This window comes from Vibrio spartinae (assembly GCF_024347135.1).
In the GTDB taxonomy this organism is placed as follows: Bacteria; Pseudomonadota; Gammaproteobacteria; order Enterobacterales; family Vibrionaceae; genus Vibrio; species Vibrio spartinae.
The window spans coordinates 756,049-768,668 of sequence record NZ_AP024908.1; the positions used below are offsets into that span (position 1 = coordinate 756,049).

Below are 12,620 nucleotides of genomic sequence, written 5' to 3' on the forward strand. Positions count from 1 at the left end.
ATCACAGGCCGGATAAGTCAAAGGACTGCATGCGTAAAACGATACATCAGTGGAAACAGATTTCTTTGGTTGAAGAAGAAATCATGCTACCAACCCACCATCCAATCCTTCATACGACGATCATTCATCCCGGAGCCGCGGTGATCCTGCCTGTCAATCAACAGGGAGAGATTGTCATGTTACGACAATTCCGCCCATCAATTCGAAAATGGCTCCTCGAATTACCCGCCGGTACCCGCGAAGCGCCAGAGACACCACTGGCATGTGCACAACGAGAACTCGCTGAAGAAACGGGCTACCTTGCCAGCGAGTGGGTCGCTTTAGGGCAATTAACCCCGCTTGCCGGCTTTTGTGATGAAATTCAGCATCTGTTTGTGGCCAAAGGTCTCTCTGTGACACAAGATTACCAACGCGACGATGATGAGGTCATTGAGATCTTCTGCCTGTCCGTTCAAGCGCTGGAAAAAAAGATTATCGATGGTGAAATTACGGATACCAAAACCATCGCTTGTCTGAGTAAAGCCAAGCTTTGTGGCTATCTATGATAGCGACTTATCAGTTGTCCCGTTGATAAATCGGAATACCATCAAAACAGCGCGCTCAAAAGTTGGATACAATTGGGGAAACGCTCAACACTGGAATCTCTCAACACCAAAACATCGAAATGACCATAAAAAGACAAGGGCGTCGAAGCGCTCACGATGCTGAACTGACGCGCCAGCAAATTTTACGAATTGCAACTGAGCTGTTTTGTGAGTTTGGTTATGCGCAAGTCTCGCTGCGAACCATCAGCGAAAAAGTAGGCATTTCACACAGCCTGATTCGCCACCATTTTGGCAGTAAAGAACAAATCTGGTATTGCATTAACGACAACATGCATCAATTCATTACCCACTATTGTCAAACCATACTGATGCATTTATCCAAAGACATACCAGTCAATGAACTCCTTTATCAGTTTATTGTTCGGATGCTGGCTTTCACTCTCATGAACAAACAACCGATCCAGTTGATGGCAGATGTGGTGCGCCAAAAAGGCAGCAGATTCGACTATTTCATTGATCAGTCCGGTGAAGTGGAGAAACTGATTTCCCATCTGGCTGAAGATTACAACCAACGTTTCCCGAAACGCGCCATTAAAATTTGGGAAATTAAATGGCACATGATCATGTTTGCCCACGGTGCCGCCTCTCTGGGCCCTTTCTTGAATGAAACCTGGTCACAGGAATGTGATACTGAAAACGAATGTCTATTGAAACATTGGCAGATGTGCGATGAAATCATGGCGAGAAAATTGATGATACCCGCGTCATCCCGTTTACAGCCTCAACAGCTTGACGAACTGGTCATTCAACTGGACGAGTCATACCCTACAACCCAAGTAAGGTCGATTTAAAACGGTCCATCACTCATTTGACTCGATTGGTTTGCAAACGAATCACGTTTGCAAACCTAAGGTCACTTTTTCAACAGTTTTTTCAACATGAGACCGACATCTTCAATCAGTCATCCTACATATCCGGATAACCATCCGGATTGTTTGACTGCCACCGCCAACTATCCTGAACCATGTCATCTAATGAGCGGGTGGCACACCATCCTAATTCTTGCGTTGCTTTGGCTGGGTCAGCCCAACACTCTGCAATATCCCCCGGACGGCGTTCAACCAATTGGTAAGGAATCGTTTGACCACACGCTTTTTCAAACGCATGAACCATATCCAGCACACTGTAGCCAATCCCGGTTCCGAGATTGTACACATGCAATCCGCCTTTGGTGCCAACGTTTTGCAAGGCAGCAACATGTCCATCCGCGAGATCCATCACATGAATATAGTCCCGAACCCCCGTACCATCTTTGGTCGGATAATCATCACCAAAAATAGAGAGACTCTCACGACGTCCGACAGCAACCTGGGCCACAAACGGCATCAGATTGTTCGGGATCCCTTGCGGATCTTCACCAATCTCACCCGACGGATGTGACCCCACCGGATTAAAATAACGAAGCAACGCGATACTCCAGTCCGGATTCGCGTGTTGGAAGTCAGTGAGACATTCCTCAACGATCAGTTTACTTCTGCCATATGGATTCGTCGCCTGAGTCGGAAAATCTTCGAGGATAGGCACTGAAGCCGGATCACCGTAAACCGTTGCAGATGAACTGAAAACCAATGTTTTCACATTCGCGATCCGCATCGCATCAACCAATACCAAAGTACCACTCACATTATTTTCATAATATTCCAGTGGTTTTTGAACCGATTCGCCAACCGCTTTTAAACCTGCAAAATGAATCACAGCATCAATCTGATGCTCATTCAGCACTTCAATCAATAGACTACGGTCACGAACGTCACCTCGGATAAATACAGGTCGGTAACCAGAAATCTTTTCAATACGTTCCAACACGGCTGATTTGCTATTGTAAAGATTGTCTAAAATCACAGGCGTCATGCCTGCTTCAATCATCTGAATACAGGTATGGCTGCCAATATAGCCCATACCGCCGGTAATCAATACATTCATTGCCTAGCCTCTCCCATGTAACACTTACATTGGTGATATTACCACACCAATGTAATCGTAAAGTCATTCTAGCTTGAAATTCCTGCGACATCTGTCCGGATTATAAGAATCATGCGACGGATCCAGGCAAACGTAACGACGGGATGAGATTAACAACCAACAGTTTTCGCCAGTTCAATGGGATAACCTCGCGCCTGAGCCAAATCAATCGCAAATTGTTCAATGCTATCGGCTTCGAGCGAAAGACTAATCGGATGCAGTTGCTCAATCGACACTGACGTAGAGTCATGGGCTAACTGCCAGTGCGATATCAGCTTCCTTGCCGCTTCTAAAGCCGATGAACCTTTGACAATCTCGATCCGGGCATAATTGTGACCACTGAACGACACATCAGCGGCACGCAGCGTCTCATCTTTACCCGGGATCTGTTGGGCTCCAAACAGTGGCTTACCGTCCGGGTAAGCGCGACAATAATCAGGCATAAACTTGCCGATATGCGCAATCGCATGGCGCGTTCTGGCTTCAACCACAGCAACCGGCCAACCGTTGGTCAGTTTCATCTGCAGCACATCAGGCAAAATTGGTTGTGATGAATGGATCGAACTCCGTGTTAACCCATCATCAAACAAAGTGATAGCTTTCGTCATACCATGCAACTGAAAAACGCCGTCAGCATATGGTGTCAACTGAGCCATTCCCTGCGGTGTGCCGCGCTGACCATGAAATATCACCTCGGGCCAGAGACTATGCTCATCAGGCCATCTCGCAAGATATGCGGCTTTAAATTCAGCCATCCGGTACTGAGGATTCTTGGTGAGATCATCCAGTTTGCCCGTCTCATATCCACAGGCATTGACCAAATAATCCACAACCAACGTATGGGGTTGTGAATCTTGATCATGATAAGTTAGATGCCACTGTCCATCATGCATTTGCGCATCGAGCAACGTACTGTTGGTGAGCAGTTGACAATGAGGCAGCTGTTGGAGGGTCAACATCGCGGTTGCAGCAAGGCGGAAAACACTCCACCCATATTCTTGTACCGCAATAACAGGATACTGAATCAGCGCCAAATCCACATGCTTTGCAAAAGGAATCAGCCAGTCATCCATGCTGACAGGCTCATTTGGCTGGGTGCATAACTTGAGTCGTTCTAAATCAGCTCGTTCATAGAGTTGATAGTATTCGTCCGGGTTCCCCAGAACTTCATTGCGGGCATCCTGTTGAACCATCGCTTGATAAGCCTGTTTTATTGCTTCTAACCGGGACAATAATGCTCGTGGATGTTCGGGATCAATCGTCGGGGTCGCGATCACAGTCGGACGCTTGTTGACGGTATGTCGATATAGCCGGATCGTCTCAACGGACTGTCGTAATAATTCCAGACATTGTTGTTGAGAGATCTCTCGATATAGGTTTCCCCCGGCATGAAGATGACAGATTGGCGGACCATTAACCAAACTCGGGCCTCGTTCCATAAGAACGACGTCTAAGCCCTGTTCACCTAAATGAACCGCAGCCGTCGCTCCCGCAACGCCACCACCAATAATCGCAATCCGAGGTTTTTGGCGATTCGATGAATTATTCTGCATCATTACTCTATCTTGTCTGACGTGTCCACATTGTATATGTACAAAAATTTAATTTAAATCACATTTTTGATAGGGTTTTCCTTGAATCATCCATTCATCTGCAAGAATAATTTTTTCAAAAAAAACACTTGACGAGAACTCTATCTCCCTCGAATTTAGGGTGCTCAACACCTCAAAACTGACGGTAACATATTGAATGTACACATGTGATATCTCAAACGACCGGTCATGCTTGTCCACTTATCCCAAACTTTATCCACTGTTTTTGTGGATAACTGCTCCGACAACTGAACACGCAACACTTCAAATCAGAAGAGCAAGGGAATGGGTCACGATTCACAACTCATAACCAACTTTACCTTGGCTTACTTCTCTATAACTGAGACACTTGTGTCGCAACTTACATTAGGCAAAACAATATGAAACTTTTAGTCCGCAATCTAGCGCGTACAATGACTGAGCACGACATTCGTGTTCTTTTTTCTGCTCATGGCACCGTCACTGAGTGCAATTTGGTTCTAGACCAAACCACGGGATTATCAAAAGGCTTCGCATTTGTCGAAATGCCCGACGACAATGAAGCAAAAGCTGCCATCCAAACCCTCAACCTTTCAAGCGTCGCGAAAAGTACCATTCGGGTGAAAGTCGCGCACAACTAATATTCCCCGGAGCCAGTCATATATAGCGACTGGCTCTTGTGGCCTGCCCCCTTTCTGGTCTTATCGATACTGAGCCATGTGATTCCACCAGCGGACTGCTCAAATATCATGTCTCGATAAACCGGAGTCGGTGACGGAAGCCAATCATTGAAACATCACTTCTGTTTTATCCCTGAACATCAGAGTTCATGAATATCAATGACGAATACAAGTCGCCTGGTAATTTCCTTGTGACGTACTTAAATAATATTGATGATTGCGGAACACATAACCAACACCGATGACACGGTATTGGTCCTTGGCTGTAGGGAATACCACATATTCAGCGGCATCCTGACCATAATATGGCTGTTGATATTGCACATATATATTGGTCTTCACACCGTAAGGTTTATGCTCTCTCACGAGAGTGACTTTCCCCTCATGAATATCATTTGAATATTCAGTCACTTTTGCAGCAAGCGTTGCACTATCCCAGGCAATCGTTTTGATGCCAAATTCACTCTCTTCTAATTGACAGGTCGTCGATTGTGCAACCACTATCGGGCTAAACAACATCAATACCCGGGTCAAAATCGATATCTTCATCATTTTCCCTTGGAATATAACGCGAAGGACCGTCGTCGAGCACTGAAAAAAGAACACCTCGGCTGCATTGTCTTACCTCACTCGATTAAATGTATGACTCGATTGAATTCACTACTTGATTGAATGTACTACTCGATTGAATGCACTAAATGTTCAAAGCCGTTTTCAACTAAGCTCGTTTCCATGATTGCAATCACTTTTCGGCTCGTCTCAGCCGATATCAAGTCGGATTGATACTGCTGTTTAAGAATAAGCGCAGAGATGTGTTCAATCTCGTATTCAAATCCACCGCCTCTCGCAGGGGAAATAATCTTATGGTTTTTGCCTTGATAGAACAGATCAATATGTTGCGGGTTCCACCATTTGTCATGAATTATGATTTTGACTTCCGGCCCTTGAATGACCGCTGCGCGTTTTAGATCTCGTGTAATCGAAGCACCAATACGACCATCGATGTCACCATCAAAAATGAATTCAACATGTTCGTCGACTTCAGATTGCACATTATCTTGACAATAGTGCACCGTTGGTTTGAATACCGGGCTGTTCGTGAGTTGGCATAAATCGACATAGAGCCATAGCGCATATACACCAACATCTAACGTTGCTCCGCCACATAAATCAGGATTGAATATGCGTGACAGGCTGTCGAACTCATGCCGATTACCAAAGGCCGCCTCAACCGTGTCGATTTTTATGTTGTGCTCCTGAATAAACTGCCGCAATGATTGATAAGCGGGGAAAACGACTGACTTCATGGCTTCAACTAACAGTAAGCCTTGTTCTTGTGCAAGTGAGGCCATGTCATCCCAGTCATTGACATTGGTAAATGCTGGTTTTTCAACCAAAACATGTTTCCCGTGTTTTAGAAACAGCTCAACCACATTTTTGTGAAAAGGATGAATGGTCGCAACATAGACAACATCAACGTTTGGGTCTTGTGCGAGCGCCTGATATGAACCATAACTTCTGTGACACTGATATTCATCAGCAAACGCCGCTGCTCGCTGCGGGTCTTTTGCAGCGACTGCATATAACTCACCATTTGGAACATGCTGGGTCAGGTCTTTCACAAAACGATGTGCGATTTGGCCTAAACCAGCAATCCCCCAACGCACTTTCTCATCAATCACAGACATACCTCACTAAGTTAAAATTCTAAGTTCAAAATTGAAGCACAATATTACCGCTGGCATTCAAAGTACCACGTATCGTCACCTGTGTTTGAATCCGGTTGAGGGATTCACGGTTGCTCGGTATCAGAACCAATACCCGATTCACTTAGCCGACATCCAGTTGAGACCGGACCACAGACAAACGCTCTTCAGCTTTGCGCTTGCGCCTATCCTGATGACTCAAATATGCCAACGGCAAAATAATAAATAAAGCACCGATCACCAGGAATAAATCGACCGGCTCGTTAAAGATAATCCAGCCCAGTATCGCTGCAAATAACAACCCTGAATACTCAGCACTGCTCACTTGACTGGACGCCACATAACGATAACCTTGTAAGCACGCCAAACTATAAAAAATTGAGCACACGGCAGAACCGCCAGCGTAAAGTAAGCCATCAAAATTCCACGGTTCCCCTTCCCAAAGCGCCAGACAAGCTGTTAATGGCAAAGCAGAAACATGGGTAATCAACAGCCCGAAAAACAGATTCTGATCTTTCGGCAACTTACGGATTAACAAACTATTGGTCGCCAGCACCACAGAAAACGACACGGCACTGATCATGCCCCAGCTGAATTCTGAAGGACGCAAAATAATCAGCACCCCCACAAAGCCAGACACCGCAGCAATCACAATACCTGCGGTAATTTTCTCTTTAAAGAAAATGACCGCAAACAAAACAATCAGAATTGGAGCGATATAAAACACCGCATTCGCTGTAGCCAAAGGGAGCTGCGTCAAAGAGAAGGCCAGTAAGAGACTCGCCAACACCCAAAGGTTGCCTCTCAACACATGCAGTTTAAGACCAACATCCCCTTTAAAGTGAATATGCTTATAGGCCAGTGGCAGCACAACAATACAGCTCATCAGCAGCCGCATGAAGGTAAACTGATACACCGCCACACTACTGCCCGCCATCTTAATAAACACGTCACAAAGAATCGCGAAGAGATTACCGATCACGAGGATCAAAATCGCACTACCAACCGTTTTTCCAGACACTGTTCCTCCTCGCATTGATCAGATAAATCAAACATTACAGCCTAGCCCTAGCCTTGAACGTCACCAAGCATAAAATGATATATCCTGACTATAAAGGTCAACTAAAACCGCACATAAAAATGTCAGCACCAAATCGGGGCCGCGAGGGAACAAGATCAATACGGGGAGAACCATCCACCACAACCGATGGATGAGACAGTGGAAAGCAGGTCAATTGTGATGCGTGCTGGCTTGGACTTGATTAATCTTTAACCAAAAATCTTCTTGGCACTGATTGGTAAAACTTTTCCGGTTCGGGGTGATTGTCAAAGAATCAGGCTGCGAGAGAACTTCATAAGTGATCCAACATTCAGAGCAAATTTCATCGTTAACGGGTGCAATCTGATCAACTTCGGTTTGCTTTCTTAGGATGACTCCATTGTCGAATCTTACAACGAATTCACTGCTTTCTATGAAATCGTCATCATCTTCAACACAGCTATCGTATTGTGTTTTTTCCACGACAGATAAACCGACGATATTCTTTTTCATCGCTAAAACATAAGTAAACAAATGATTCATCATATGAGTATATTCACCTGATTTTATATTACACTAAACAATGCTGGCGCTCATTTTCAATCGCCAAATCGTGGCAATGCGAGGTCACGGCATATTCTAATCAATAAAAAAGCTACCCGTAAGTAGCTTTTTCTCTCGTTGTTGCTTAATCGGTCTGATGACTGCTTGTATCAGTGTCAAAAGCCATATATTTATCCTAAAGATAAACTTATCGAAGAGACGGATCCTTTACCAGGATGCATGCTCATCCAAGAAGCTAGTCACCCAGAAGAAAGGCGCATTCCAGTTGACGGTCACTTCATTCATTGTCCAAGCACCAATATCATCAATCCAGCAGGTTTGCCCGGTACAATTTCCCTTCAATGTAGCCGCAACCGGATCACTGAAGTCGATAGAGTTTGGCCCGCCAGAAATAACTCCGGGTGGGACCATGGGGAGCTCAGCATTTTCAGAATATGCCCAGAATCGATGATGAGGATTGAGCAACGGATAAGTGCCATATCCTGAAACATAAGAATGATCCATCGGGTTACGTCCTAAAATATAATCGATTGAATCAGACATAGCCTGTAAATACTTTTGGGTTCTCGTCCAGTCAAACGCAAGCCCGAGGAAAATACTGCGGTTCATCAGATTAGAGTTTGAACCCCATGGATATTGATCGCTTTGATAAGGAATCAGATATCCTTGCGTCTTCACACTGGCTTCATAGGCATCCGCTGTTTTGAGCAGATTTGAACGGGCCTTCTCAATGGTGCTTTCATCAAGATCGTTCGGTACGAGTGCTAATGAAACCGTTCCGGCACTGCCCATATTTGACCATGTCAGATCATCGCTTGTCGTCGGTGTGGTTAAATAATAAGGGGATTGTTCAAGCGCGGTTTTATATTCATTTTTCCCAGTCGTAACAAACAATTCAGCCGCTGCCCAGTAGAATTCATCCTTCAGACGGGTATCGCCATAAGGACCGGAGCCGTCAAAGTTATCATAGGCATACACATCTTTGTGAACATTTGCCGCCCGCCATGCTTTTTCAGCCGCCGATAAACATTTGTCTGCATAAGTGGCGTTTAGCGGACGCCAGATACGGGCACATTGTGCCGCTGTGGCTGCCAGATTCAGTGTTGCCGCAGTACTTGGATAACTCAGGAAACGAGGTTGAGGATCTTCATAAGGCGGAAGTGGTACACCGGTCCATTTGGCATCGGCGATTTTATGAAAAACCATGCCGCCAGCATCGATTTCGGTCAGTTTTAATTCTGACAAATTACCGGATTGATCGCCAATAGGCACCGATACTTTTTGATGTTCCGGTACTTGCATTGCCAGCATAAAGTCCATCATCCATTTGGCTTCATCAAGTAAATCGTTGTACTGATTAGACTGCTCCGGGATTTGAACCATGCCATCAGAAAACGCACTGGTATGATCGGCTTTATAGAGATTCTCACGTTCGTAATAATTCATCAGGGTCCAGACAGAAATTCCGCCATTCACCACATATTTGCCGTGGTCACCGGCATCATACCATCCCCCGGTGACATCCAGAGAAAAATTACATCCGGGCCAATCATTGCCTTGAGCATCAGTTTGATCAAAACAGGTTACAATTTCCTGAGGATGACCTGCCGGGCGGGCTAAATCAGCACGCTGAACATAGGCATTTTCAATTTCAATCCCGCTGCGTTGTTGGTAGAAGAAAGACAGCGCATCATATTTCATCGTCTTGTAAATATCATGACTGATATCAAACGGATGACTTTTCTGACCATCGACTTCAAGGATGACATCCTCTTCCGGGGTCTGAACCTGGCTGAAATCAGCAATCTGAACCTGCTCTCCTGAAGCACTATTAAGACCAAACGGCGTTGTTTGACCTTCGGCAATAACCTCTCCCTGAGCATCTAACAAATGCCACGGCAACGATGTTTGCGTTTTGGTCTGAATGGTTGCCCGTTTTTTGGCATTTAACAGATAACCAACCTGATTGACGCGGACTGCTGAGCGCAGATCTTCCTCTTCGTATTTTGGACCATACAAGGAAACATCACTCAGGCACACGGTATTCGGCTCCTGCCCCCCGACTTGAAAAGCCAACTGTGCTTTTTTATCATTAGCAGATGGTTTCACCTGAAATTCAAATGATTGAACCGTATTATTTAAGGGCAACATCTGATTCAGATAGTTGGTATAGGGTTCACCATCGTGCTGGACCACAGCTTTTAAATTGGCTGTATTCTGAGCCATCGCACTAAATCGGAGGGTATATATTTCATCTTTGAGTAATTTTAGCTTCGACTGACCTAAAACCACATCCCACGGATTCTCTCCGCCATTGGTGAATGTAATACATCCCATTTGATCCTGAGTCTTGAAGGTACCACCAGATGCCCACCAACCGGTATCTCCCTGAAAATTACCATTGATCAGAATCTCTACTGCTGAATCTTGTTGATTTTGTATATTCTTCGGAGCGGGTGAACTTTGCGCAGCATAGCTGCCGTTCACACCAATCAGGCTGCAAACAATCGCAGCGAATACTGTGGATTGAATATTTTTCATCTAAGCCTCTTATGTATTAATGCCACTGTAAATAAATCCGTTAACTTATTGACTGTTATTAGGATTCGAAACAATTTTAAATCATAGCCAATGAATACCCTTTGCCCAGCAAGTTCAAGACGCATCTTTAATGTTTATGAACAAGGTTCAATATATTCATGTATTAGTTATCTCTAATAACAATAAGCATTGAGTGCTGGGATGGAGAGCTTTATATGGCGGGTTTTATGTGGCGGGCTTTATGTGGTGAGAGTTACCCATGGTTCAGCGACCAGATATATGGCAATACATGGCAAAAATATCAACGGTGAAAACTTTGGATATAGTATCTACGGGGAAAGACCTAGGTATTGCAGTGAGTTACTGACCGGTATGACGTCATTGAAATTCGCCATTTGACGCTAATTGAGCGCCCTTTGTACAATTTCACGGCAATGAATTTCCGTGGTTGAGAACAGAGGAATCCCCTGATGTTCAGAAGCTGTGAGTAATAAAGGAATTTCAGTACAGCCTAAAATGACACCCTGCACATTCTGCGCAACTAATTCTTCAATGACGGATAAAAAACCATGCTTTGTTGCCACGCTAAATTCATTGAGTACCAACTCTGATATGATTTTGTCATGAACATACTGTCTAGACGCTAACTCAGGCACGACGACTTCAATGCGAAGACTTTGCAGCACCGCTTTATAGAACTCTGTTGCCATCGTTTTCTGTACACCAATCAGTCCAACACGCTCTAAACCCACTTTTTGGATAGCTTGAGCAGTCGCCTCTCGAATATCCACGAATTCAACATCATACTTCGCTTCTATCGCAGGCATAAAACGGTGCAAACCGTTGGCACATAACGCAACGACCTCTGCACCGCCACAAACCAGCACATCCACTGCGTCGGTAATCATTTCCTCACACAATTTTTCGGTTGGATCTTTGCTTTGATTTTCGAGAAATAGCCCCTCATCAAGACTCTCAATGAGGATGTGAGCACTCCGATGACCACCGAGATATTGGTTGGTCAATCCATTGATAAGTTTGTAATATTCAAGTGTCGAGACCCAACCGAGACCACCCACTAATCCAACCTTTTTCAATGTCTATCCTCCTTTATATTTTTTGCTTCGTTTTTCATAAACGGCCGCATTAGCTGCTGATATTCGAACTCTGGAAGAGTATATATGCATCGTGGACGCCTTGTATGAACATTTGAGCGCCGATGATGGTGAGAATAAGGCCCATTAATCTTGTGGTAATACTCACTCCCGCCTCGCCGATTTTCTCAATTAATTTGGCGCCATACAAAAAGCACACGAAAGTAATGAGGCACAGTGAAGCAAATGAAATAATCGTGATCACAATATGCAGCATTTCTCCGGACGCTGAGTAGTTCATGGCGGTCGCAATCGTGCCGGGGCCAGCCAGAATTGGCAGCGCCAAAGGCGAGATGGCAATATCTTTATCGTCATCGTCGTCATCTGCCGTGGTCGTTGAATGGGAGTGAAGCTTGGAAGCGCTACCATGTAGCATATTATAACCGACGATAAAGACTAAAATACCACCAGAAAGGCGTAATGCCGGCAAGGTAATCCCAAAAACTTCGAAGATACCTTTGCCCAGCAGACAGAAAGCGGTGATGATAAGAAAAGCAGTGAGTAACGCTTTAATAGTGGTATTTTTTCGTTGTTGCTGATTTTGGTTCGCTGTCATTCCGATGAATACGGCTGTATTCGCAATAGGATTCATCATGGCAAAAAAGCCCATAAAGACAGTAATCGCCATCGTTGTTATATCGTGCATCATGAGGGGAGCTAGCTTGATCTGATTGATAAGAAGTAGTTAGTTATCATGTTTCATGGTGGCTTGTCTATAGATGAATTTGCATTTGTGTATCGATGAAATATCAGTAACGCACCCTCAAATTTAAGCATCCAGCACTCCTGAAAAATCAG

Annotated in this window: 12 protein-coding genes; 3 read left to right on the forward strand and 9 right to left on the reverse strand. The window is 44.8% G+C overall.

Going from position 1 to position 12,620, the window contains the following annotated elements; genetic code table 11:
- The first annotated feature begins 29 nt into the window (after nt 1–29).
- The gene (locus OCU60_RS21100) at nt 30–545 is read left to right on the forward strand and encodes an NUDIX hydrolase (protein WP_074371112.1); all 516 of its coding nucleotides are present in this window, start codon (nt 30–32) and stop codon (nt 543–545) included.
- Between the two features lie 119 nt (nt 546–664).
- Nucleotides 665–1,396 carry a TetR/AcrR family transcriptional regulator gene (locus tag OCU60_RS21105; protein ID WP_074371113.1) on the forward strand — a complete coding sequence of 244 codons (732 nt, stop codon included), beginning with the start codon at nt 665–667 and terminating at the stop codon, nt 1,394–1,396.
- Between the two features lie 115 nt (nt 1,397–1,511).
- On the opposite strand, the gene galE is transcribed toward OCU60_RS21105, so the two are convergent.
- Nucleotides 1,512–2,528, reverse strand: a complete 1,017-nt coding sequence (gene galE, locus OCU60_RS21110) for a UDP-glucose 4-epimerase GalE (protein ID WP_074371114.1) — start codon at nt 2,526–2,528, stop codon at nt 1,512–1,514.
- Between the two features lie 149 nt (nt 2,529–2,677).
- The gene (locus OCU60_RS21115) at nt 2,678–4,120 is read right to left on the reverse strand and encodes an FAD-dependent oxidoreductase (RefSeq protein WP_074371115.1); all 1,443 of its coding nucleotides are present in this window, start codon (nt 4,118–4,120) and stop codon (nt 2,678–2,680) included.
- 419 nt (nt 4,121–4,539) lie between these two features.
- On the opposite strand from OCU60_RS21115, the gene OCU60_RS21120 reads away from it, so the two are divergent.
- Nucleotides 4,540–4,779 (forward strand): RNA recognition motif domain-containing protein, encoded by a 240-nt coding sequence (locus OCU60_RS21120; RefSeq protein WP_074371116.1) that lies wholly within the window; start codon nt 4,540–4,542, stop codon nt 4,777–4,779.
- Between the two features lie 195 nt (nt 4,780–4,974).
- Here the strand turns inward: OCU60_RS21120 and OCU60_RS21125 are convergent, their stop codons facing one another.
- From OCU60_RS21125 to OCU60_RS21155, 7 genes are all read right to left on the reverse strand, one after another.
- Entirely contained in the window at nt 4,975–5,367 is a 393-nt protein-coding gene (locus OCU60_RS21125; protein ID WP_074371117.1) for a hypothetical protein, read from the reverse strand.
- Nucleotides 5,368–5,495: 128 nt separating this feature from the next.
- Nucleotides 5,496–6,506, reverse strand: a complete 1,011-nt coding sequence (locus OCU60_RS21130) for a Gfo/Idh/MocA family protein (protein WP_205410455.1) — start codon at nt 6,504–6,506, stop codon at nt 5,496–5,498.
- Nucleotides 6,507–6,648: 142 nt separating this feature from the next.
- Complete coding sequence (locus OCU60_RS21135) at nt 6,649–7,545, reverse strand: DMT family transporter (RefSeq protein ID WP_083602534.1); 897 nt, start codon at nt 7,543–7,545, stop codon at nt 6,649–6,651.
- A 210-nt stretch (nt 7,546–7,755) separates the two neighbouring features.
- The gene (locus OCU60_RS21140) at nt 7,756–8,109 is read right to left on the reverse strand and encodes a hypothetical protein (protein ID WP_228449084.1); all 354 of its coding nucleotides are present in this window, start codon (nt 8,107–8,109) and stop codon (nt 7,756–7,758) included.
- A 225-nt stretch (nt 8,110–8,334) separates the two neighbouring features.
- Complete coding sequence (locus OCU60_RS21145; protein WP_205410456.1) at nt 8,335–10,668, reverse strand: glycoside hydrolase family 9 protein; 2,334 nt, start codon at nt 10,666–10,668, stop codon at nt 8,335–8,337.
- A 401-nt stretch (nt 10,669–11,069) separates the two neighbouring features.
- A complete protein-coding gene (locus OCU60_RS21150) occupies nt 11,070–11,765 on the reverse strand; it encodes an aspartate/glutamate racemase family protein (RefSeq protein ID WP_074371120.1) in 696 nt (231 codons plus the stop codon).
- Nucleotides 11,766–11,814: 49 nt separating this feature from the next.
- On the reverse strand, nt 11,815–12,468 hold the full coding sequence (locus OCU60_RS21155) for a MarC family protein (protein WP_074371205.1): 654 nt from the start codon (nt 12,466–12,468) through the stop codon (nt 11,815–11,817).
- Between the last annotated feature and the right edge of the window lie 152 nt (nt 12,469–12,620).

Excerpts from the sequence above, each read along its gene's own strand:
- OCU60_RS21120 (WP_074371116.1), top strand. The coding sequence starts at position 4,540 with ATGAAACTTTTAGTCCGCAATCTAGCGCGTACAATGACTGAGCACGAC.
- OCU60_RS21130 (WP_205410455.1), bottom strand. The coding sequence starts at position 6,506 with ATGTCTGTGATTGATGAGAAAGTGCGTTGGGGGATTGCTGGTTTAGGC.
- OCU60_RS21100 (WP_074371112.1), top strand. The coding sequence starts at position 30 with ATGCGTAAAACGATACATCAGTGGAAACAGATTTCTTTGGTTGAAGAA.
- OCU60_RS21155 (WP_074371205.1), bottom strand. The coding sequence starts at position 12,468 with ATGCACGATATAACAACGATGGCGATTACTGTCTTTATGGGCTTTTTT.
- OCU60_RS21115 (WP_074371115.1), bottom strand. The coding sequence starts at position 4,120 with ATGCAGAATAATTCATCGAATCGCCAAAAACCTCGGATTGCGATTATT.
- galE (WP_074371114.1), bottom strand. The coding sequence starts at position 2,528 with ATGAATGTATTGATTACCGGCGGTATGGGCTATATTGGCAGCCATACC.
- OCU60_RS21145 (WP_205410456.1), bottom strand. The coding sequence starts at position 10,668 with ATGAAAAATATTCAATCCACAGTATTCGCTGCGATTGTTTGCAGCCTG.
- OCU60_RS21105 (WP_074371113.1), top strand. The coding sequence starts at position 665 with ATGACCATAAAAAGACAAGGGCGTCGAAGCGCTCACGATGCTGAACTG.
- OCU60_RS21125 (WP_074371117.1), bottom strand. The coding sequence starts at position 5,367 with ATGAAGATATCGATTTTGACCCGGGTATTGATGTTGTTTAGCCCGATA.
- OCU60_RS21140 (WP_228449084.1), bottom strand. The coding sequence starts at position 8,109 with ATGATGAATCATTTGTTTACTTATGTTTTAGCGATGAAAAAGAATATC.